Genomic DNA, 21,390 nt, shown 5'->3' with positions numbered 1-21,390 from the left:
CGAAGGGCCGCCCCCGGAGAAGGGGCGGCCCTTTGAGCGAACCGTGGAGGCGGGGGTCCTAGAGGACGCGCACCGCACCGGTGGGCATGTCGTAGCTGAGAGGGCGCTCGACGATGCCGGTGCTCGAGTTCTGGGCGCCGATGAAGTTGCCGTCACCGACGTAGACGGCGACGTGGTAGGCGCTGCCGGCGCTGCCCCAGTAGAGGATGTCGCCGACCTGGAGGTTGTCGAGGCCGACCTGGGTGCCGGTGGTCGACTGGTCCTGCGAGACGCGCGGCAGGTCGATCCCGATCTGGCGGAACGCGGCCTGGGTCAGGCCGGAGCAGTCGTACGACGAGGAGCCGGTGGCGCCGAGGACGTACGCCTTGCCGAGCTGGGCCTTGAGGAAGGAGACCAGGGTGGCGGTGCTGCCGGTGGCGGAGGAGGACGCGGAGAGCGTGGTGCGCTCATCGGAGCGCGAAGCGCGGGTCTGGGCCGCTTCCTTGGCCTCACGGGCCTCGGCGGCCTTCTTCTTGGCCTCGGCCTCGGCCTTGGCCTTCTTCACGGCGGCGGCCTTGTGCTTCTCCGCGGCCTTGGCGGCCTTGGCGAGCGCGCTGTCCTGGACGGCCTGGCGCTCGTAGTCGAAGGCGACCTGCTGAGCGGTGTCGGCGCTCTTGGCGGCGCTGGTCGCCAGCGCCGTCGTGATGGTGGGCATCTCCTGCGTTTCGGAGACGGGCTTTTCCGCGGCGTTGGCAGGCACGGTCGCGCCGGTTACCGCGAGGGTGAGGAAGCCACCGGTCACGCCCGCACGCAGTGCCCGCGAGGACGCGGAACGGCGGGGCTTCCGGTGGCTGGGTATGAGTGCGTTCGGGGACATGGCACCACGGCTATCAGGAGCCGCAGGTTGCTGCCAACAAAGGTGGGGTGCGCCACACTTGACGCGTACACGGCGAATAAAACGGACTTTTTTCCGTGCGCCGAGCCGGCGACGCGATGTCCGGATTTCGCGATCATGTTCCTACGCATGGCATTTGCTGCCCGATGCGGGGTCCGGAGGGGCCTATCACCTCGATATCCGCCACGCCAAGGCTTCCCGGCCGTCAAGGACTTATCGCTTGAAAAGGCGTGGGATAGGTCACTCTTGAGTGTCCGTTATGTTCCCGTGATCTGACGACGGCGGTCACTCGACGGGACGCGCGTCCGCCCGCCCGATCGGACCCCCCTACCCGTCGCTCGTGAATGCGGGCACGCACCGATGATCACGGTCGCATCACGAGCGGATCACTCAACGGTGTGTGCTCCCTATATCAGTTGACTCAGTCCACCACCAATTTGCTTGCAAGGGGCACCACTTGATAGAGCGACGGCGCTCTGACCAGCGGTAACCCCGCCGAATGTCACCTCTCGTGATCACTCGCGCGCTTCGCGTATGAAGATCAACGCTCATCCGGCTTCATGATCCTTCGTCAGGTGGTGAAGATCACAAAGTCGTTGTCGCACCCCGTGTCGCAGATCACAGACCGGCGGGCATAAGATGCAGGCGTTCGGGCTTGTGAACTGCCTCACATATGCACGATCTCTACGGGGCAGCCACCGTGCCCGAGCGGACCGCCATCCAGTCATCGTCGACTGAAGGGAGCGAGGACGGTGAACGCTTACGCGCCCATCCTCGTACTGGGAGCCCTCGGGGCAGGCTTTGCGATCTTCTCTGTCGTGATGGCCACGCTCGTCGGACCCAGGCGCTACAACCGGGCGAAGCTTGAGGCGTACGAATGCGGAATCGAGCCGACCCCGCAGCCGTCCGGCGGCGGTCGCTTTCCGATCAAGTACTACCTGACGGCGATGCTCTTCATCGTTTTCGACATCGAGATCGTCTTCCTCTACCCCTGGGCCGTCACCTTCGACGCCCTCGGGCTTTTCGGGCTCGTCGAGATGCTCCTCTTCGCGCTCACCGTCTTCGTCGCCTACGCCTATGTCTGGCGTCGTGGCGGCCTGGAATGGGACTAGGGGTCACCCATGGGACTTGAAGAGAAGCTGCCGAGCGGTTTTTTGCTGACCACTGTCGAGCAGGCCGCGGGCTGGGTACGCAAATCATCGGTCTTCCCCGCGACCTTCGGGCTGGCCTGCTGCGCCATCGAGATGATGACGACCGGCGCCGGGCGCTACGACCTGGCCCGCTTCGGCATGGAGGTCTTCCGCGGCTCCCCGCGGCAGGCGGATCTGATGATCGTGGCCGGCCGGGTGAGCCAGAAGATGGCGCCCGTGCTGCGGCAGGTCTACGACCAGATGCCGAACCCGAAATGGGTGATCTCCATGGGCGTGTGCGCCTCATCGGGCGGCATGTTCAACAACTACGCGATTGTGCAGGGCGTTGATCACATTGTTCCCGTCGACATCTATTTGCCGGGCTGCCCGCCGCGTCCCGAAATGCTGATGGACGCCATCCTCAAGCTGCACCGCAAGATCCAGGACACCAAGCTCGGGGTCAACCAGCAGCAGGCGGCCCGCGAGGCGGAGGAGGCGGCGCTCAACGCACTCCCGCTGATCGAGATGAAGGGACTGCTGCGGTGAGTGAGCCGAAGAACCCCGAGAGCGACCAGGGGAACAGCAACGGCAACGGCGTCCCCGTCCAGCGCGACGACACCGGCGAGGTCATCGGCACCCGCCGCGGCATGTTCGGCGCCAACAACGGCGGCGACACCTCCGGTTACGGCGGCCTGGTCAGGACCGTACGGCTGCCCGGAGCGGCCCAGCGGCCGTACGGCGGATGGTTCGACGAGGTCGCCGACGAGCTGGAGGGCGCGCTCGACGAGCAGGGCCTGGTCCCGGAGAACGTGATCTCCAAGACCGTCGTCGACCGCGACGAGCTGACCTTCCACATCGAGCGGGAGTACCTGCCGACCGTCGCTCGGACGCTGCGCGACGACCCGGCGCTGCGCTTCGAGCTCTGTACGGGCGTGAGCGGGGTGCACTTCCCCGGCGACAAGGGGCGCGAGCTGCACGCCGTCTACCACCTGCGCTCCATCACCCACAACCGGCTGATCCGGCTGGAGGTCTCCGCCCCCGACGCCGACCCGCATGTGCCCTCGATCGTCGCCGTCTACCCGACCAACGACTGGCACGAGCGCGAGACCTACGACTTCTTCGGGCTCGTCTTCGACGGTCACCCGGCGCTGACGCGGATCATGATGCCCGACGACTGGCAGGGCTTCCCGCAGCGCAAGGACTACCCGCTCGGCGGCATCCCCGTCGAGTACAAGGGCGCGCAGATCCCGGCTCCCGACCAGCGGAGGTCGTACAGCTGATGACCACTCCCCACGCAACCCCCCGCGAGACGACCGAAGGCGCGGTCTACACCGTCACCGGCGGCGACTGGGACGAGGTCGCGGCGCGCGCAGTCAAGTCCGACGACGAGCGGATCATCGTCAACATGGGGCCGCAGCACCCCTCCACGCACGGCGTGCTCCGGCTGATCCTGGAGATCGACGGCGAGACCGTCACCGAGGCCCGCTGCGGCATCGGCTATCTGCACACCGGCATCGAGAAGAACCTCGAGTACCGGACCTGGACGCAGGGCACCACCTTCGTCACGCGGATGGACTACCTCACCCCCTTCTTCAACGAGACCGCCTACTGCCTGGCCGTCGAGAAGCTGCTGGGCATCACCGACCAGGTCCCCGACCGGGCCTCGGTCATCCGCGTGATGCTGATGGAGCTCAACCGGATGTCCTCCCACCTGGTGGCCATCGCCACCGGCGGCATGGAGCTGGGCGCCACGACGATCATGATCTACGGCTTCCGCGACCGGGAACTGATCCTCGACATCTACGAGCTGATCACCGGCCTGCGGATGAACCACGCCTACATCCGCCCCGGCGGACTCGCCCAGGACCTGCCCCCGGGCGCCGTCGACCAGGTCCGCGCCTTCATCAAGAAGATGCGCAAGAACATCCCCGAGTACGACAAGCTCGCCACCGGCAACCCGGTCTTCAAGGCCCGGATGGAAGGCATCGGCTATCTCGACCTGGCCGGCTGCCTCGCCACCGGCGCCACCGGGCCCATCGTGCGCTCCGCCGGGCTGCCCCACGACCTGCGCAAAACGCAGCCGTACTGTGGATACGAGAACTACGACTTCGAGGTGCCGACCGCGGACACCTGCGACTCCTACGGCCGGTTCCTGATCCGGCTGGAGGAGATGCGCCAGTCGCTGCGCATCGTCGAGCAGTGCCTGGACCGGCTGGAGCCGGGGCCGGTCATGGTCGAGGACAAGAAGATCGCCTGGCCGGCGCAGCTGGCCCTGGGACCGGACGGCCTCGGCAACTCCCTGGACCACATCAAGAAGATCATGGGCACCTCGATGGAGGCCCTGATCCACCACTTCAAGCTGGTGACGGAGGGCTTCAGGGTCCCGCCCGGCCAGGTCTACTCCGCCGTGGAGTCCCCCAAGGGCGAGCTGGGCGTGCACGCGGTCAGCGACGGAGGCACCCGGCCCTACCGCGTGCACTTCCGCGACCCGTCCTTCACCAATCTGCAGGCCATGGCGGCGATGTGCGAAGGCGGCCAGGTCGCCGACGTCATCGTCGCCGTCGCGTCCATCGACCCCGTGATGGGAGGCGTCGACCGGTGAACGACGTCCAGCTGGGCATGCCCCAACTCCCCGCCCCCGACTACCCGGCCGACGTACGGGCCCGGCTGGAGGCCGACGCCAAGGAGGTGATCGCCCGCTACCCCGGCTCGCGCTCCGCGCTGCTGCCGCTGCTGCACCTCGTCCAGGCCGAGGAAGGGCACGTCACCCGCACCGGCATCCGCTTCTGCGCCGAGATGCTCGACCTGACCACGGCCGAGGTCACGGCGGTGTCGACCTTCTACTCCATGTACCGCCGCAAGCCCAGCGGCGACTACCAGGTCGGGGTCTGCACCAACACCCTGTGCGCGGTGATGGGCGGCGACGCCATCTTCGACGAGCTGAAGCAGCACCTCGGCGTCGAGAACGGCGGGACCACCGAGGACGGCGCCGTCACCCTCGAGCACATCGAGTGCAACGCCGCCTGCGACTTCGCCCCCGTCGTGATGGTCAACTGGGAGTTCTTCGACAACCAGACCCCCGAGACCGCCACGCGCCTCGTCGACGACCTGCGGGCCGGGCGGACCGTCGAACCCACCCGCGGCGCCCCCCTGTGCACCTACAAGGAGACGGCCCGGATCCTCGCCGGCTTCCCCGACGAGCGGCCGGGCGCCGTCGAGGCCACCGGCGGCGCGGGCCCCGCCTCGCTGATCGGGCTGCGCCTGGCCAAGGGCGAAGGCGCCCCGGGCCACGGTACGGACCACGTCATCGCACCCCGCACCCCCGCGGCCGCCGCCACGGAAGAACCCCCCGGCGGCCACTCCGACGAACCGCCCCCCGCGGGTCACCCGAGTTCGCACGACGCGCCACAGCAGACCGCGGCCTCCGACCCCCAGCACCCGGCCGGACCGATCGCAGAGGAGGGGGAGTGATGACCGTGGCAGCCGAGTACGGGGGCACCCGGCCCGAGGCCGGCAGCGACCCCGAGAAGATCCTCGAGCCCGTTCTGTCCGCCTTCTGGGACGAGCCCGAATCCTGGACGCTGGAGACCTACCGGCGGCACGAGGGCTACGAGGGCATGCGCAAGGCCCTCGCCATGGCGCCCGACGACGTCATCGCCTACGTCAAGGACTCCGGGCTCCGCGGCCGCGGCGGCGCCGGCTTCCCGACCGGCATGAAATGGCAGTTCATCCCGCAGGGCGACGGCAAACCGCACTATCTAGTTGTCAACGCCGACGAGTCGGAGCCCGGGACCTGCAAGGACATCCCGCTCCTCTTCGCGAACCCGCATTCCCTCATCGAGGGGATCGTCATCGCCTGTCATGCGATCCGGTCGCACCACGCCTTCATCTATCTGCGCGGCGAGGTCGTGCCCGTACTGCGCCGGCTGCACGAGGCCGTGCGCGAGGCGTATGCGGCGGGCTTCCTCGGAAAGGACATCCTCGGGTCGGGACTGGACCTGGACGTGATCGTGCACGCGGGCGCCGGCGCGTACATCTGCGGTGAGGAAACCGCGCTGCTGGACTCCTTGGAAGGCCGTCGTGGACAGCCCCGGCTGCGTCCTCCTTTCCCGGCGGTGGCGGGCCTCTACGCCTGCCCCACTGTCGTGAACAACGTCGAATCCATCGCGTCGGTTCCCGCGATCCTGAACAAGGGAAAAGACTGGTTCAGGTCGATGGGCAGCGAGAAGTCCCCGGGCTTCACGCTCTACTCGCTCAGCGGCCACGTCACCAACCCCGGCCAATACGAAGCCCCGTTGGGCATCACCCTGCGCCAGCTGCTGGACATGAGCGGCGGCATGCGCCCCGGCCACCGGCTGAAGTTCTGGACGCCGGGCGGCTCCTCGACGCCGATGTTCACCGACGAACACCTCGACGTGCCCCTCGACTACGAGGGCGTCGGCGCGGCCGGCTCGATGCTCGGCACCAAGGCGCTCCAGTGCTTCGACGAGACCACCTGCGTCGTCCGCGCAGTCACCCGCTGGACCGAGTTCTACGCGCACGAGTCCTGCGGCAAGTGCACACCCTGCCGCGAAGGCACGTACTGGCTGGTGCAGTTGCTGCGCGACATCGAGGCCGGCAAGGGCGTGATGGACGACCTCGACAAGCTCAACGACATCGCCGACAACATCAACGGCAAGTCCTTCTGCGCCCTCGGCGACGGCGCCGCCTCGCCGATCTTCTCCTCGCTCAAGTACTTCCGCGAGGAGTACGAGCAGCACATCACCGGCCGGGGCTGCCCCTTCGACCCCGCCAAGTCGACCCTCTGGGCCGACAACGACGCTCACCTGGGGGTGAATGCATGACCGTCACGACAAATGCTCCCTCGGGGGGCGGCGAGGCGGCGATCCCGCCGGAGGACCTCGTCACCCTGACGATCGACGGCATCGAGATCTCCGTCCCCAAGGGGACGCTGGTCATCCGCGCCGCCGAACTCCTCGGCATCGAGATCCCGCGCTTCTGCGACCACCCGCTGCTGGACCCGGCCGGCGCCTGCCGCCAGTGCATCGTCGAGGTCGAGGGCCAGCGCAAGCCGATGGCCTCCTGCACCATCACCTGCACCGACGGCATGGTCGTCAAGTCGCAGCTCACCTCCCCGGTGGCCGAGAAGGCCCAGCGCGGGGTGATGGAACTGCTGCTGATCAACCACCCGCTGGACTGCCCGGTCTGCGACAAGGGCGGCGAGTGCCCGCTGCAGAACCAGGCGATGCAGGTCGGTGACCCGGAGTCGCGCTTCGAGGGCAAGAAGCGCACCTTCGCCAAGCCGGTGCCGATCTCCACCCAGGTGCTGCTGGACCGCGAACGGTGCGTGCTGTGCGCGCGCTGCACCCGCTTCAGCAACCAGATCGCCGGCGACCCGATGATCGAGCTGGTCGAGCGCGGCGCCCTCCAGCAGGTCGGCACCGGAGAGGGCGACCCCTTCCAGTCGTACTTCTCCGGCAACACCATCCAGATCTGCCCGGTCGGCGCGCTCACCTCCGCCGCCTACCGCTTCCGCTCCCGCCCCTTCGACCTGGTCTCCTCGCCGTCGGTGTGCGAACACTGCGCGGGCGGCTGCGCGACCCGGACGGACCACCGCCGCGGCAAGGTCATGCGGCGGCTGGCGGCGAACGACCCCGAGGTCAACGAGGAGTGGATCTGCGACAAGGGGCGCTTCGCCTTCCGCTACGCGCAGCAGAGGGACCGGCTGGAGCAGCCCCTCGTCCGCAACGCGGAGAGCGGCGAGCTGGAGCCGGCGAGCTGGCCCGAGGCGCTGGAGGCCGCGGCCCGCGGGCTGGCGGCCGCCAAGGGGCGCACCGGCGTCCTGACCGGCGGCCGGCTGACCGTCGAAGACGCCTACGCCTACGCCAAGTTCGCCCGGATCGCCCTGGACACCAACGACATCGACTTCCGGGCGCGGGCACACAGCGCCGAGGAGGCCGACTTCCTGGCGGCCCGGGTCGCCGGCCGCGGCCGTGACCTCGGGGGAGGCGACGGGATCACTTACACCGCCCTGGAGAAGGCCCCGGCCGTCCTCCTGGCCGGCATCGAGGCAGAGGAAGAGGCCCCCGGCGTCTTCCTGCGGCTGCGCAAGGCCCACCGCACGAGCGGCCAGCGCACCTACGGGCTGGCCACCCACGCCACCCGCGGCCTGATCAAGGCGGGCGGCACGCTCCTCCCGGCCGCGCCCGGCACCGAGACCGAATGGCTGGACGCGCTCGCGGGCGGCGTCGGCCTGGCGGACGAGGGACGCACCGCGGCCGAGGCGCTCCGCCAGGACGGCGCGCTGATCATCGTCGGCGAGCGGCTGGCCACGGTGCCCGGCGCCCTGACCGCCGCGGTCCGCGCCGCCTCCGCCACCGGCGCCCAGCTGGTGTGGATCCCGCGCCGGGCCGGCGAACGCGGCGCCATCGAGGCGGGCGCACTGCCGGGCCTGCTGCCCGGTGGCCGCCCCGCCACCGACCCCCGGGCCCGCGACGAGATCGCCGCCGCCTGGGGCGTGGCCGAACTCCCGCACCGGCACGGCCGCGACACCGGCCAGATCGTCGAGGCCGCGGCAACCGGCGAACTGAGCGCGCTCCTGGTGGCCGGCGTCGAGGTCGCCGACCTGCCCGACCCGGCCCGCGCGCTGACCGCCCTGGACGAGGTCGGCTTTCTGGTCAGCCTGGAGCTGCGGCCCTCGCAGGTCACCGAACGGGCCGATGTGGTCCTCCCGGTGGCGGCCGTCGTCGAGAAAGCCGGAACGTTCCTCAACTGGGAGGGCCGCGCCCGGCTGTTCGAGGCCGCGCTCAAGCCCGACCAGATGACCCGCCGCCATCTGCTGCCGGACGCCCGGGTCCTGCACATGCTCGCCGATGCCCTCGACGTCCACCTGGCGCTGCCGGACCTGCGCGCCGTACGCCGCGAACTGGACCGGCTCGGCGGCTGGGACGGCCCGTACGCCGGGGAGCCCCAGGAGACCGGGCGCCCGATGCCCCGTCCCGACACCGGCGAGGCCGTACTGGCCGGACACCGGCTCCTGCTGGACCAGGGGCTGCTCCAGCAGGGCGACGACGCGCTGGCCGGCACCCGGCACGCCGCGGTCGCCCGGCTCTCGCAGGCCACCGCCGAGGAGGCCGGCGTCAAGGACGGCGACCTGCTGGCGGTCACCGGACCGGCCGGATCGGTCCGACTGCCGCTCCAGGTGACGCCGATGCCCGACCGGGTCGTGTGGCTGCCGCTCAATTCCGCGGGCGGTGGCGCGGCCGCCGACACCGGGGCGCACCCCGGTGAGCTGGTGAAGGTCTCCGCCGCACCCGGTGCGCCGGAGCCCGCCAAGGAGGAGGTCTGATGCAGCGGCTCGATCAACTGGCAGCCGTGGGACCCGCGCTGGCACAGGAAGACCTGTCGATGTTCGGCCGCGACCCCTGGTGGCTGATCGTCATCAAGGCGGTCTTCTGCTTCGCGTTCCTCATGCTGACCGTGCTGTTCTCCATCGTCTGGGAACGCAAGGTCGTCGCATGGATGCAGCTGCGCATCGGCCCCAACCGGCACGGACCCTGGGGCCTGCTCCAGTCCCTCGCCGACGGCATCAAGCTGATGCTGAAGGAGGACCTGGTCGTCAGGCGCGCCGACAAGGCCGTCTACGTCCTCGCGCCGATCGTCGCGGCCATCCCGGCCTTCATGGCGATCGCGGTGATCCCCTTCGGCCCCGCCGACAACGAGGTCTCGATCTTCGGCGTCCGCACCCCGATGCAGCTCACCGACCTCCCGATCGGCATCCTCTACATCCTGGCCACGGCCTCGGTCGGCATCTACGGCATCGTGCTGGCGGGCTGGTCCTCCGGCTCGACCTACCCGCTGCTCGGCGGCCTCCGCTCCTGCGCCCAGATGATCTCGTACGAGATCGCGATGGGCATGTCCTTCGCGGCGGTCTTCCTCTACTCCGGGTCGATGTCGACCTCGACGATCGTGGAGTCGCAGCAGAGCAAGTGGTACGTCCTTCTGCTGCCGGTGTCGTTCATCATCTACATCATCGCCATGGTGGGCGAGACCAACCGGGCGCCGTTCGACATGCCGGAGTCCGAGGGCGACCTCGTCGGCGGCTTCAACACCGAGTACTCGTCCATCAAGTTCGCGATGTTCATGCTCGCCGAGTACATCAACATGGTCACCGTCTCGGCGGTCGCGGTCACCCTCTTCCTGGGCGGCTGGAAGGCCCCGTACCCGATCACCACGTTCTGGGAGGGCGCGAACCACGGCTGGTGGCCGATGCTCTGGTTCGTCATCAAGGTCCAGCTGCTGCTGTTCTTCTTCATCTGGGTGCGCGGCACGCTTCCGCGCGTGCGCTACGACCAGTTCATGAAACTGGGCTGGAAGGTCCTCATCCCGGTCTCGCTGGTCTGGCTGATGCTGGTCGCCACCGTCCGGGCGCTGAAGAACGAGGGCTACGACTTCCAGCAGATCGTCCTCTACGTCGCCGGGGGCGCCATCGCCCTGCTGCTGATCTCGCTGGTCGTGGACTTCTTCCGGAACGCCGAGCGCGAGGAGGAACCGGACGGCGATGGCGAGTTCGACCCGATGGCCGGCGGATTCCCCGTGCCGCCATTGCCCGGACAGAGCCTGCCGCCCGTGCCGCGACGGCGTCCCCGCCGGGACCGGGAGCTGATTGTCAGTGGCGGAGTGGACACTGTCAGTGACGGAAATGGGATCGATGGAAAGGGGGGCGACGATGTCTGAGTTCCAGAACCCCGTGGCCGGCTTCGGCGTGACCTTCAAGGCCATGTTCAAGAAACGGCTGACCGAGCAGTACCCGGAGGAGAAGAAGCCGACGGCCCCGCGCTTCCATGGCCGCCACCAGCTCAACCGCCATCCGGACGGCCTGGAGAAATGCATCGGCTGCGAGCTGTGCGCCTGGGCCTGCCCGGCGGACGCGATCTATGTCGAGGGCGCCGACAACACCGACGAGGAGCGCTACTCCCCGGGCGAGCGGTACGGCCGCGTCTACCAGATCAACTACCTGCGCTGCATCCTGTGCGGGCTGTGCGTGGAGGCCTGTCCGACCCGCGCGCTGACCATGACCAATGAGTACGAACTCGCCGACCGGTCCCGCGAATCGCTCATCTACACCAAGGAGGAGCTGCTCGCAGGCCTGGAGGAGACCATGGTCGATTCGCCGCATGCGATCCACCCCGGCATGACGGAGAAGGACTACTACAACGGGCTGGTGGCCGAAGCCGCGCCCGGGACGGTCCGTCAGGTCGCCGTCTCCAAGGGCGAGCGGCCCCCGTCGGAGTCCTCGGACGCGGCTGCGGACGCCTCCCGGGAGAAGTCCGACAACGCCTCTCAGGGGAAGGAGGCGACGGCATGACCGGCCTCGCCGCCGCGGCCTCCACGACGTCCTCGGGGGAGGCCGTGCAGTTCTGGATCCTGGGCATCGTCGCCGTCGTCGGCGCGTTGTGCACGATCCTGATGAAGCGGGCCGTCCACAGCGCCCTTTCACTCGCCGGGACCATGATCGTCCTGGCGGTCTTCTATCTGGCCAACGGCGCGTACTTCCTCGGCGTCGTCCAGGTCGTCGTCTATACGGGCGCGATCATGATGCTGTTCCTCTTCGTCGTCATGCTGGTCGGTGTCACCGCGGCGGACTCCCTCAAGGAGACCCTCAAGGGCCAGCGCTGGCTCGCCGCGGGCCTCGGCATCGGATTCGGCATCCTGCTCATCGCCGGCATCGGCAACGCCTCGCTCAAGGAGTTCAACGGCCTGGGCGAGGCCAACGCCGGCGGCAATGTGCAGGGGCTGGCCGCGCTCATCTTCACCAAGTACGTCTTCGCCTTCGAAATCACCGGCGCGCTGCTGATCACGGCGGCCGTCGGCGCGATGGTGCTCACCCACCGGGAGCGCACGGAGCGCGCCCGGACCCAGCGCGAGCAGTCCATCGCGCGCATCAAGGAAGGCAAGCAGGTGCCGCCGCTGCCCGCCCCCGGCGTCTACGCCCGGCACAACGCCGTGGACATCCCGGGCCTGCTGCCCGACGGCACCCCGTCCGAACTGACCGTCAACCCGACGCTGCGCGGGCGCGGCCAGATCCGCGACGTCTCCCGCGAGTCGCTCGCCGAGCTCAAGGCGCTGGAGCAGCGCTCGGAGGAATGGCTGGAGCGCGACTCCGAACCGCCCGCGGCGCCACCGTCATCGCCGTCCGGTCCCCCGGCGCCGAAGGAGCACAAGGAGGGGGCCAAGAAATGAACCCGGTCTACTACCTCTATCTGGCCGCCCTGTTGTTCACCATCGGCGGGGCCGGGGTGCTGATCAGGCGGAACGCCATCGTGGTGTTCATGTGCATCGAGCTGATGCTCAACGCCTGCAATCTCGCCTTCGTGACCTTCTCGCGCATGCACGGGAATCTCGACGGCCAGATCATCGCCTTCTTCACGATGGTCGTCGCCGCGGCCGAGGTCGTGGTCGGCCTGGCGATCATCGTGTCGATCTTCCGCACCCGTCATACGGCCTCGGTCGACGACGCCAGCCTGATGAAGCTGTAAGGGGTCGCACAAAGTGGAGAACTTGATCGCGCTGCTTGTCGCGGCACCGCTGGTCGGTGCGGCCCTGCTGCTGTGCGGCGGAAAACGACTGGACCGCACCGGCCACTTGATCGGCTCGCTGTTCGCGGTGGCCTCGTTCGCCGTCGCCGTGGCGCTCTTCGCCGACATGCTCGGCAAGGGAGCCGAGCACCGCGCGCTGCATCAGCATCTGTTCAGCTGGATTCCGGTCGGCGGCTTCCGGGCCGATATCGCCTTCCAGCTCGACCAGCTGTCGATGACCTTCGTCCTGCTGATCACCGGTGTCGGATCGCTGATCCACATCTACTCGATCGGCTACATGGAGCACGACGAGCGGCGCCGCCGCTTCTTCGGCTATCTGAACCTGTTCCTGGCGGCGATGCTGCTGCTCGTCCTCGCCGACAACTACCTTCTGCTGTACGTCGGCTGGGAGGGCGTCGGCCTCGCCTCGTACCTCCTGATCGGCTTCTGGCAGCACAAGCCCAGCGCGGCCACCGCCGCCAAGAAGGCGTTCCTGGTCAACCGCGTCGGCGACATGGGCCTGTCCATCGCGATCATGCTGATGTTCACGACGTTCGGGACGTTCGCCTTCGGCCCGGTGTTCGCCGCGACCGGGGGGACGAGCGAAGGCAAGCTGACGGCCATCGGGCTGATGCTGCTGCTGGCCGCCTGCGGCAAGTCGGCGCAGGTGCCGCTGCAGTCCTGGCTGGGCGATGCGATGGAGGGCCCGACCCCGGTCTCGGCCCTGATCCACGCCGCCACCATGGTCACCGCCGGCGTGTATCTGATCACCCGCTCCGGGGCGATCTTCAATGCCGCGCCGGATGCCCAGACGGCCGTCGTCGCGGTCGGCGCGGTCACGCTCCTCTTCGGTGCGATCGTCGGTTGCGCCAAGGACGACATCAAGAAGGCGCTGGCCGGCTCGACGATGTCGCAGATCGGCTACATGATCATGGCCGCCGGCCTCGGTCCGATCGGCTACGCCTTCGCGATCATGCACTTGGTCACCCACGGCTTCTTCAAGGCGGGCCTCTTCCTGGGCGCCGGGTCCGTGATGCACGGCATGAACGACGAAGTGGACATGCGCCGTTACGGCGGCCTGCGGAAATACATGCCCGTCACCTTCATCACCTTCGGCCTCGGCTACCTCGCGATCATCGGCTTCCCCGGACTGTCCGGCTTCTTCTCCAAGGACAAGATCATCGAGGCGGCGTTCGCCAAGGGCGGCACCGAGGGCTGGATCCTGGGCGGCGCGGCCCTGCTCGGTGCCGCGATCACCGCGTTCTACATGACCCGGGTGATGCTGATGACCTTCTTCGGCGAGAAGCGCTGGAATCCGGAGGAGACCCATCCGCACGAGTCCCCGAAGTCCATGACGATCCCGATGATCGTGCTGGCCTTCGGCTCGGTCTTCGCGGGCGGGCTGTTCAGCCTCAACGAATCCTTCGTGAAATGGCTGGAGCCGGTCACCTCCTTCGCCCACGGCCACTCCCCGCTCAGCGCCACCGCCGTCACCGGGGCGACCATGGTCGTCCTGGTCATCGGCGTAGGCATCGCCTGGGCGATGTACGGCCGCCGGCCCGTACCGGCCACCGCCCCGCGCGGCTCGCTGCTCACCCGAGCCGCCCGCCGCGACCTCCTCCAGGACGACTTCAACCACGTCGTCCTGGTACGCGGCGGCGAACACCTCACCCGCACGCTCGTCTATCTCGACCACTCCGTGGTGGACGGCGCGGTCAATGGCACGGCCGCCACGATGGGCGGACTCTCCGGCCGGCTGCGCCAGTTGCAGAGCGGCTTCGTCCGCTCGTACGCGGTCCAGATGCTGGGCGGGGCCGCCGTCATCGTCGCCGCGACCCTGCTGATGAGGGGTGTCTGACCCATGTCCTTTCCCCTGCTGACGGCAACTGCCGCGGTCCCGGCGATCGGCGCGATCGCCACCGCCGCGGTGCCCGCCGCCAAGTGCACCGCGGCCAAATGGCTGGCGCTGGCGTTCTCGCTGATCACCTTCGCGCTGGCCCTGGTGATCGCGTTCCGCTTCGCGCCGGGCGCCAAGGGCCCGTACCAGCTCTCCGAATCACACGCCTGGATCCCTGACTTCGGCGTCCGCTACGAACTCGGCGTGGACGGCATCGCGGTCGCCCTGATCGCACTGACCGCCCTGCTGATCCCGTTCGTGATTCTCGCGGGCTGGCACGACGCCGACCCCCTGGAGACTGCGTCCGACGACGGCTCCGCCGCGGGCACCGCCAACAGCCGCTGGCGGCCCACCCAGGGCTTCTTCGCCCTGATCCTGGCCGTCGAGGCCATGGTGGTCCTCTCCTTCGAGGCCACCGACGTCTTCCTCTTCTACATCTTCTTCGAAGCCATGCTCATCCCGATGTACTTCCTCATCGGCGGCTTCGGGGACCGCGCCCATGCGCAGGGCGAGGAACAGGCGGCGACCCAGCGGTCGTACGCCGCGGTGAAGTTCCTGCTCTACAACCTCGTCGGCGGACTGATCATGCTGGCCGCGGTGATCGGTCTGTACGCCGTCACCGCCGACCAGCTCGGCACCGGCACCTTCTCGCTCCAGCAGATCATCGAGGCGCGGGCGGCCGGCAAGCTGGACATCGGAACCGGCACGGAACGCCTCCTCTTCCTCGGCTTCTTCTTCGCCTTCGCGGTGAAGGCGCCGCTGTGGCCGCTGCACACCTGGCTGCCCAACGCCATGGGCGAGGCGACCTCCCCGGTGGCGGTGCTGATCACCGCGGTCGTCGACAAGGTCGGCACCTTCGCGATGCTCCGCTTCTGCCTCCAGCTCTTCCCGGAGGCCAGCAGCTGGGCGACCCCGGTCATCGTGGTGCTGGCGGTGATCAGCATCCTCTACGGCGCGCTGCTCGCCGTCGGCCAACGCGACATCAAGCGCCTGATCGCCTACGCCTCCATCTCCCACTTCGGCTTCATCATCCTGGGCATCTTCGCCATGACGACCCAGGGCCAGGGCGGCGCGACGCTCTACATGGTCAACCACGGCATCTCGACTGCCGCGCTGATGCTGGTGGCCGGCTTCCTGATCAGCCGCCGCGGCTCGCGTCTGATCGGGGACTACGGCGGCGTCCAGAAGGTCGCCCCGGTCCTCGCCGGCACCTTCCTGATCGGCGGCCTGGCCACCCTGTCGCTGCCCGGACTGGCGCCGTTCATCAGCGAATTCCTGGTCCTGGTCGGCACGTTCAGCCGCTATCCGGTCATCGGCATCATCGCCACCCTCGGCATCGTCCTCGCCGCGCTCTACGTCCTCGTCCTCTACCAGCGGACGATGACCGGCCCGGTGAAGGACGAGGTGCGCAGCATGCCCGACCTGCGGGCCCGGGAGCTGCTCGTGGTCGCGCCGCTCATCGCGCTGCTGCTCTTCCTGGGGGTGTATCCCAAGCCGCTCACCGACATCGTCAACCCGGCGGTGGACCACACCCTGTCCGTCGTGGACAAGAAGGACCCCAAGCCCGCTGTGCAGGTGGACGCCGTGCCCGGTGGAGGCCGGCACGGCCACGCCGCGCGTGACCAAGACGTGGAGGCCGCGAAGTGAGTTCCGTGGCAAGTGTCCACAGCCTGTGGACGGTGGCGGCCGATGTGCCGGGCCGGATCCCGGCCCCGCATATCGAATACGCCCAGCTGTCGCCGACGCTGATCGTCCTCGGTGCCGCGGTGATCGGCGTCCTGATCGAGGCGCTGCTGCCCCGCAGCAGCCGCTACTACGCCCAGGTGGCGCTGTCCGTGGTGGCGCTGGCCGCCGCGTTCGCCGCGGTGATCGGCCTGGCCGCCGGCGGCTTCGGCTCGTCCAAGGCCCGGATCGCCGCGATGGGCGCCATCGCCGTGGACGGCCCCGCCCTGTTCCTCCAGGGCACGATCCTGCTGGTGTCGCTGGTCGCCGTCTTCACCTTCGCCGAACGCCGTCTGGACCCGGCGGCGCACGGCAAGCGGGTGGACTCGTTCGCCGCGCAGGCCGCGGCCGTCCCCGGCGGCGACGCCGAACAGGCCGCGGTCAAGGCCGGGTTCACCACCACCGAGGTCTTCCCGATCGTCCTCTTCGCGATCGGCGGCATGCTGGTCTTCCCGGCGGCCAACGACCTGCTGACCCTCTTCATCGCCCTGGAAGTCTTCTCCCTCCCGCTGTACATCCTGTGCGCGCTGGCCCGCCGCCAGCGTCTGCTGTCCCAGGAAGCCGCGGTCAAGTACTTCCTCCTCGGCGCCTTCTCCTCCGCCTTCCTCCTCTTCGGCATCGCCCTCCTCTACGGCTACGCGGGCACGGTCACGTACGCCGGCATCGCCGAGGTCGTCTCGGACGGCGCCAAGCAGATCGATCCGGCGTTGGCCGGGACGATGGGCAACGACGCGCTGCTGCTGATGGGCGCGGCGCTGGTGCTGATGGGCCTGCTGTTCAAGGTCGGTGCGGTCCCGTTCCACATGTGGACCCCGGACGTCTACCAAGGCGCCCCGACCCCGGTCACCGGCTTCATGGCGGCCGCCACCAAGGTCGCGGCCTTCGGCGCGCTGCTGCGCCTGCTGTACGTCGTCCTCCCGGGCATGCGCTGGGACTGGCGGCCGGTGATGTGGGGCGTAGCGATCATCACGATGCTGGGCGGTGCGATCGTCGCCATCACCCAGACGGACATCAAGCGGCTGCTGGCCTACTCCTCCATCGCACACGCCGGCTTCATCCTCGCCGGTGTCATCGCCACCAGCGAGGACGGCATCTCCTCGGTGCTCTTCTACCTCGGCGCCTACTCCTTTGTGACGCTCGGCGCGTTCGCCGTCGTCACGCTGGTACGGGACGCGGGCGGCGAGGCCACACATCTGTCCAAGTGGGCGGGGCTCGGCCGCCGTTCACCGCTGGTGGCCGCGGTCTTCGCCATCTTCCTGCTGGCCTTCGCGGGCATCCCGCTGACCTCAGGCTTCGCCGGAAAGTTCGCGGTCTTCAAGGCGGCGGCCGAGAGCGGCGCGGGCTGGCTGGTGGTCGTCGGTGTCATCTCGTCCGCCATCGCCGCCTTCTTCTACATCCGCGTGATCGTGCTGATGTTCTTCAGCGAGCCGAAGGCGGACGGCCCGACCGTCGCGGTCCCCAGCCCGCTGACCACCACGGCCATCGCGATCGGCGTCGCGGTCACGCTGGTGCTGGGTCTGGCGCCCCAGTACTTCCTCGACCTGGCGGGTCAGGCGGGGGTATTCATCCGCTGAGCGGACTGCGCGCCGAGCCGACGCCGTGTCGCCGTATCTGCCATACGGCCGCCGCCCGGAACCCCAAGTGGGTTCCGGGCGGCGGCCGTTGTGCTGGTGAGCGTCAGCTGCTGGGCATGCTCGGCACGTCGGGAAGATTCGGCATGTCCGGGATCTTCACGCTGCCATCGGTGGACTTGGTGTACTTCTCGGTGGGCCCGCTCTTCCAGTCGACCGTCAGGGTCTTGCCGTCCGAGCCGGGCTTGAGGGTGCCCACGGTGCGAGCGTTGTCGCCCTTGGGACACGTCAGGGCGGCCACCGTCATCCCGCCGAGCTTCTGGACCTTGCCCATGCAGGCCGTCTTGTGCCCGTCGGCGAACGCGACGGTGCCGTGTGCGACGACGAGCACCAGCGGACTGTCGGCCGGCCCGGTCGTCCAGGCGCCCTCGAACGCCTTGGCGTCCGCTGCCTTGCCGTCCCCGCCCGGAGTCGACGGCTCGCTCTTCGGCGCCTTGCTCGGAGTGCTGTCGCTGCCCTTGTCGCTGCTGCTTCCGCAACCACTGAGCAGCATCGCGGCAATCGCGGCCGCCCCGGCGATCTGCGCTGCCTTGCGCACGTACGTCTCCTCCGTTGTGGGACAGGGAGGGGTGAGGGTAGCAGCCGGGGGGTGCGGCGGAGCGGCGCCGCTTGCCGACGGCCGGTACCAGGGGGGCCTCCCCCCCCGCCCCCACCCACCCCGCCCCACCCCCGGCCGTAAGTCTGCGCACACATGCACCCGCCCACGGGCGCACGCGCCCACACACCCACCCGCGCACACACCCGCACACCGATGCACCCGCACGCGCAGTCCCGCTGACACCGGCATCGGCGCACCGCGTGCCTTCCCCGCGCCTCGGTCGGCACGTGACTCCCCGTACGGCTGCCCGGCGTACCGAGCTCGTGGCCCGGCGCACCTGGGTACCCGCGCGGAAGCCGTACGGACCGGGGTTCCGTACGCCGCCTTCACGGGCACCGGCCCTACGGCTCTCGGCCGGTGCCCGTCAGCCTCATCCGCGGGTGTCAGCGCCCGGGCGTCACGCACCTGGCCCGGCGGCGAGTCGGCCGGACGAGGACGCCGGCCTCACGCCCTCTGGCCGCACACTCGCCGACCTCACGCGCTCTGGTCTCCCCCCCGTTCGTCTCACGGCTGTCGCTCGCTCGGACACGGAGACCGCGGCGCCGCGGCCGCTCAGGCCCGGGCTGCCCGGATCCGACTGCCCGGATCCGACTGCCCGGACCTGGCCGCTCAGGAGCCGTGGCCTCTCCGACCGCAGCGTTGGTGCCCCGGCCCTCGGGTGCTGTTCCTCTACGTCCTGTTCCTGCTACGTCGCACCTCCCGCAGTCGACGCTGCGCTCTTGTCCATCTGGACGGCGTGGTGTGCGGCTTTGGCGGTCCACTCCTGTTGTGCGAGGCGTTTGAGGTCGCGGCGCCGGGAGCGGAAGGAGCTGCCCGGCAGGAGTTTGGTGTCCAGATCGGTGGCCGAGGCGTGGGCGGCCAGGAGGCAGCTGCGCCGGTCGGGGAGGCCGGCGTCGATCGCGGACCGGAAGCGGGCGCGGGCCGGGCCCGTCAGGTCGACCGAGCCGACGGGGAATCGGGCGTACGGGAAGAGGCCCAGGGCGCGGCGGGCCTCTCGGCGTACCGCGCCGCGCTCCTCCAGGCGGCGCAGGCACAGCTCCTGCATCGGCCGGGCGGCCGTGCGTACCCAGCGGTGGGCCTTGACGCGCGCGCCGCGGTTCTTGCCCGGGTCGGGCAGCGCGGCGAGTGCGCCGTCCAGCACCGGATCGCCCGTCGGCAGCGGATTGGTCACCGAGATCCGGTCGCCGCGCTCGCACTGGATCCGACCGGCCGCCTCCAGGTCGGCCAGCGTCGCGCCCGCCAGGCCGTACCGCAGGAACTTGGGGTTGCTGATGGGCCGGCCGCGGACCGGATCCAGCGCGAGCAGCAGCAGCTCCTCGGGAAGGGTGAGGGCCCCCGTACCCGTCCCTTGCGGGTCCCTCACGGGGCGTCCCGGGACGTGGTGGCGGCTGCGGCGGAGCCCGCGCCCGCTGCTGCCACGGCCGCGAGCGTGCCCAGCTCGGGGGCGGGCAGGACGCGTCCGGTGACCTCGCCCAGGCCGATCCGGGCGCCATCGGGGCCAGGGGCCCAGGCGGAGAGGGTGACCTCGTCGCCGTCCTGGAGGTAGGGGCCCTTGCCCTGGGTGATTTCCAGCAGGCAGCCGAGCTGGTCCGGCGCGGGCCCCGAGACGGTGCCGGAGGCGAACAGGTCGCCGGTGCGCAGCGAGGCGCCGTTCACCGTCATATGGGCGAGCTGCTGGGCGGCCGTCCAGTACATCGCGGAGAACGGCGGGGTGGAGAGACGCTCGCCGTTGAGGGTCACCTCGATGCGGATGTCGATGCCGCCCGGCTCCACGTCCGAGTCGTCGAGGTAGGGGAGCAGCGGGAAGTCCCGGGTCGGCGGCGCTGTACGGGCCTCGTCGAAGGCGTCGAGCGGGGTGATCCACGCGGAGACGGAGGTTGCGAAGGACTTGCCCAGGAAGGGACCGAGCGGCTGGTACTCCCAGGCCTGGATGTCGCGCGCGGACCAGTCGTTGACGAGGCAGATGCCGAAGACGTGATCGCGGAAGGCGCCCTGGCCCACCGGTTCGCCGTGCGCGGAGGGGGCGCCGACGACGAAGCCGACCTCGGCCTCGATGTCCAGGCGGGTGGACGGGCCGAACGTCGGGACGGCGTCCGTCGGCGCTTTGCGCTGGCCGTTGGGGCGTACCACCGGGGTGCCGGTGACGACAACGGTGCCGGACCGGCCGTGGTAACCGATCGGCAGATGCTTCCAGTTGGGAGGGAGCGCCGCGCCGTCGGGGCGGAAGATCCGGCCGACGTTGGTGGCGTGATGCTCGCTGGAGTAGAAGTCGACGTAGTCGGCGACCTCGAAGGGGAGGTGCAGGGTCACCTCCTCCAGAGGGCGGAGGAGCGGCGTCACGGCGGGGCGGTGCTCGGGAACCGTCAGGGCCGTGTGGACGGCCGCGCGCACCTCTTGCCACACGCTGCGCCCGGCGGCCAGCAGGGGGTTGAGCGTCGGGGCGGTGAGCAGCGCGGCGTGCGGTGGAGATACGACGGTGGGCAGCGTGCTGGGCAGTGCGCTCAGGTCGAGGACATGGCGGCCGTAGCGGACGCCGAGTCTGCGCCGGTCGGGCGCGTCGGCGGTGCTGAAGACGCCGTAGGGCAGGTTGTGCGGGCCGAAGGGATCGCCTTCCGCAAGGTCGAACGGGCTCTGCTCGGGCATGGACAGCTCCTCGCTTCGTCGTCGCCGGTGGGCGGCCGGTCCGGCCTGGCGTCGGATGGCCGGGCCGGTCGATCGGCGGGCCGTCCGGTCCGTGGCCGGTCGGTCCGAAGATCAGGGTACGGCGGGGTGCACCGCGGCGGGGGAGCCTGTGGACAACCTCCGGGCGGGTCTGCGAGCCGAGCCCCGAGCCCGCCGCGCAGTCGACGCCGCAGTCGACGCCAGAGCCGACGCCAGGGCCGGTCCCGAGACGGTGCCGCAGCCGACCCGGAGCCGACGCCCGGGCCGACCACGGCCCATCCCCACCCCCCACCCCACGTA

Annotated in this window: 18 protein-coding genes; 14 read left to right on the top strand and 4 right to left on the bottom strand. The window is 69.7% G+C overall.

The window, feature by feature from the left end:
* Positions 1–58: 58 nt before the first annotated feature.
* Positions 59–856, bottom strand: coding sequence for a C40 family peptidase (locus ACIGWZ_RS22045; protein ID WP_400067082.1), 798 nt, complete (start codon positions 854–856; stop codon positions 59–61).
* Positions 857–1,626: 770 nt separating this feature from the next.
* Between ACIGWZ_RS22045 and ACIGWZ_RS22040 the strand changes: the two genes are divergently transcribed.
* From ACIGWZ_RS22040 to nuoN, 14 genes are read left to right on the top strand one after another with little or no spacing between them, the layout of a single operon-like run.
* Positions 1,627–1,986: an NADH-quinone oxidoreductase subunit A gene (locus ACIGWZ_RS22040; RefSeq protein ID WP_030262580.1), complete on the top strand. Its 360-nt coding sequence runs from the start codon at positions 1,627–1,629 to the stop codon at positions 1,984–1,986.
* A 9-nt stretch (positions 1,987–1,995) separates the two neighbouring features.
* Entirely contained in the window at positions 1,996–2,550 is a 555-nt protein-coding gene (locus tag ACIGWZ_RS22035) for a NuoB/complex I 20 kDa subunit family protein (RefSeq protein WP_400067080.1), read from the top strand.
* Positions 2,547–3,284, top strand: a complete 738-nt coding sequence (locus ACIGWZ_RS22030; RefSeq protein WP_400067079.1) for an NADH-quinone oxidoreductase subunit C — start codon at positions 2,547–2,549, stop codon at positions 3,282–3,284. Before ACIGWZ_RS22035 ends, ACIGWZ_RS22030 begins: the two co-directional genes overlap by 4 nt.
* Positions 3,284–4,606 carry an NADH-quinone oxidoreductase subunit D gene (locus ACIGWZ_RS22025; protein ID WP_400067077.1) on the top strand — a complete coding sequence of 441 codons (1,323 nt, stop codon included), beginning with the start codon at positions 3,284–3,286 and terminating at the stop codon, positions 4,604–4,606. The genes ACIGWZ_RS22030 and ACIGWZ_RS22025 overlap by 1 nt, the downstream gene beginning before the upstream one ends.
* A gap of 17 nt (positions 4,607–4,623) precedes the next feature.
* The gene (gene nuoE / locus ACIGWZ_RS22020) at positions 4,624–5,475 is read left to right on the top strand and encodes an NADH-quinone oxidoreductase subunit NuoE (RefSeq protein ID WP_400067277.1); all 852 of its coding nucleotides are present in this window, start codon (positions 4,624–4,626) and stop codon (positions 5,473–5,475) included.
* The gene (gene nuoF / locus ACIGWZ_RS22015) at positions 5,472–6,848 is read left to right on the top strand and encodes an NADH-quinone oxidoreductase subunit NuoF (protein ID WP_400067075.1); all 1,377 of its coding nucleotides are present in this window, start codon (positions 5,472–5,474) and stop codon (positions 6,846–6,848) included. The genes nuoE and nuoF overlap by 4 nt, the downstream gene beginning before the upstream one ends.
* Positions 6,845–9,352, top strand: coding sequence for an NADH-quinone oxidoreductase subunit G (locus tag ACIGWZ_RS22010; RefSeq protein ID WP_400067073.1), 2,508 nt, complete (start codon positions 6,845–6,847; stop codon positions 9,350–9,352). The genes nuoF and ACIGWZ_RS22010 overlap by 4 nt, the downstream gene beginning before the upstream one ends.
* Positions 9,352–10,740 (top strand): NADH-quinone oxidoreductase subunit NuoH, encoded by a 1,389-nt coding sequence (gene nuoH, locus ACIGWZ_RS22005; protein WP_400067071.1) that lies wholly within the window; start codon positions 9,352–9,354, stop codon positions 10,738–10,740. The genes ACIGWZ_RS22010 and nuoH overlap by 1 nt, the downstream gene beginning before the upstream one ends.
* Positions 10,733–11,371 (top strand): NADH-quinone oxidoreductase subunit NuoI, encoded by a 639-nt coding sequence (gene nuoI / locus ACIGWZ_RS22000; protein ID WP_400067070.1) that lies wholly within the window; start codon positions 10,733–10,735, stop codon positions 11,369–11,371. Before nuoH ends, nuoI begins: the two co-directional genes overlap by 8 nt.
* Positions 11,368–12,246 (top strand): NADH-quinone oxidoreductase subunit J, encoded by an 879-nt coding sequence (locus ACIGWZ_RS21995; RefSeq protein WP_400067068.1) that lies wholly within the window; start codon positions 11,368–11,370, stop codon positions 12,244–12,246. The genes nuoI and ACIGWZ_RS21995 overlap by 4 nt, the downstream gene beginning before the upstream one ends.
* The gene (gene nuoK / locus ACIGWZ_RS21990; protein WP_030067013.1) at positions 12,243–12,542 is read left to right on the top strand and encodes an NADH-quinone oxidoreductase subunit NuoK; all 300 of its coding nucleotides are present in this window, start codon (positions 12,243–12,245) and stop codon (positions 12,540–12,542) included. Before ACIGWZ_RS21995 ends, nuoK begins: the two co-directional genes overlap by 4 nt.
* A 13-nt stretch (positions 12,543–12,555) precedes the next feature.
* Entirely contained in the window at positions 12,556–14,439 is a 1,884-nt protein-coding gene (nuoL, locus tag ACIGWZ_RS21985; protein ID WP_400067067.1) for an NADH-quinone oxidoreductase subunit L, read from the top strand.
* Positions 14,440–14,442: 3 nt separating this feature from the next.
* Complete coding sequence (locus ACIGWZ_RS21980) at positions 14,443–16,125, top strand: NADH-quinone oxidoreductase subunit M (protein ID WP_400067065.1); 1,683 nt, start codon at positions 14,443–14,445, stop codon at positions 16,123–16,125.
* Positions 16,122–17,774 (top strand): NADH-quinone oxidoreductase subunit NuoN, encoded by a 1,653-nt coding sequence (gene nuoN, locus ACIGWZ_RS21975; protein ID WP_400067063.1) that lies wholly within the window; start codon positions 16,122–16,124, stop codon positions 17,772–17,774. Before ACIGWZ_RS21980 ends, nuoN begins: the two co-directional genes overlap by 4 nt.
* A gap of 103 nt (positions 17,775–17,877) precedes the next feature.
* On the opposite strand, the gene ACIGWZ_RS21970 is transcribed toward nuoN, so the two are convergent.
* From ACIGWZ_RS21970 to fahA, 3 genes are all read right to left on the bottom strand, one after another.
* On the bottom strand, positions 17,878–18,369 hold the full coding sequence (locus tag ACIGWZ_RS21970; protein ID WP_400067060.1) for a hypothetical protein: 492 nt from the start codon (positions 18,367–18,369) through the stop codon (positions 17,878–17,880).
* A 745-nt stretch (positions 18,370–19,114) separates the two neighbouring features.
* Positions 19,115–19,792 (bottom strand): GPP34 family phosphoprotein, encoded by a 678-nt coding sequence (locus tag ACIGWZ_RS21965; RefSeq protein WP_400067058.1) that lies wholly within the window; start codon positions 19,790–19,792, stop codon positions 19,115–19,117.
* Complete coding sequence (gene fahA / locus ACIGWZ_RS21960; RefSeq protein WP_400067056.1) at positions 19,789–21,072, bottom strand: fumarylacetoacetase; 1,284 nt, start codon at positions 21,070–21,072, stop codon at positions 19,789–19,791. Before fahA ends, ACIGWZ_RS21965 begins: the two co-directional genes overlap by 4 nt.
* Between the last annotated feature and the right edge of the window lie 318 nt (positions 21,073–21,390).

This window comes from Streptomyces sp. NPDC053427 (assembly GCF_044544985.1).
GTDB lineage: Bacteria > Actinomycetota > Actinomycetes > Streptomycetales > Streptomycetaceae > Streptomyces.
The sequence above is the reverse complement of the archived record's forward strand: the minus strand, read 5'-3'. Positions and strand labels throughout refer to the sequence as shown.

Excerpts from the sequence above, each read along its gene's own strand:
- ACIGWZ_RS22045 (WP_400067082.1), bottom strand. The coding sequence starts at position 856 with ATGTCCCCGAACGCACTCATACCCAGCCACCGGAAGCCCCGCCGTTCC.
- ACIGWZ_RS22035 (WP_400067080.1), top strand. The coding sequence starts at position 1,996 with ATGGGACTTGAAGAGAAGCTGCCGAGCGGTTTTTTGCTGACCACTGTC.
- ACIGWZ_RS22025 (WP_400067077.1), top strand. The coding sequence starts at position 3,284 with ATGACCACTCCCCACGCAACCCCCCGCGAGACGACCGAAGGCGCGGTC.
- nuoE (WP_400067277.1), top strand. The coding sequence starts at position 4,624 with ATGCCCCAACTCCCCGCCCCCGACTACCCGGCCGACGTACGGGCCCGG.
- ACIGWZ_RS22010 (WP_400067073.1), top strand. The coding sequence starts at position 6,845 with ATGACCGTCACGACAAATGCTCCCTCGGGGGGCGGCGAGGCGGCGATC.
- nuoH (WP_400067071.1), top strand. The coding sequence starts at position 9,352 with ATGCAGCGGCTCGATCAACTGGCAGCCGTGGGACCCGCGCTGGCACAG.
- nuoI (WP_400067070.1), top strand. The coding sequence starts at position 10,733 with ATGTCTGAGTTCCAGAACCCCGTGGCCGGCTTCGGCGTGACCTTCAAG.
- ACIGWZ_RS21995 (WP_400067068.1), top strand. The coding sequence starts at position 11,368 with ATGACCGGCCTCGCCGCCGCGGCCTCCACGACGTCCTCGGGGGAGGCC.
- nuoK (WP_030067013.1), top strand. The coding sequence starts at position 12,243 with ATGAACCCGGTCTACTACCTCTATCTGGCCGCCCTGTTGTTCACCATC.
- ACIGWZ_RS21980 (WP_400067065.1), top strand. The coding sequence starts at position 14,443 with ATGTCCTTTCCCCTGCTGACGGCAACTGCCGCGGTCCCGGCGATCGGC.
- fahA (WP_400067056.1), bottom strand. The coding sequence starts at position 21,072 with ATGCCCGAGCAGAGCCCGTTCGACCTTGCGGAAGGCGATCCCTTCGGC.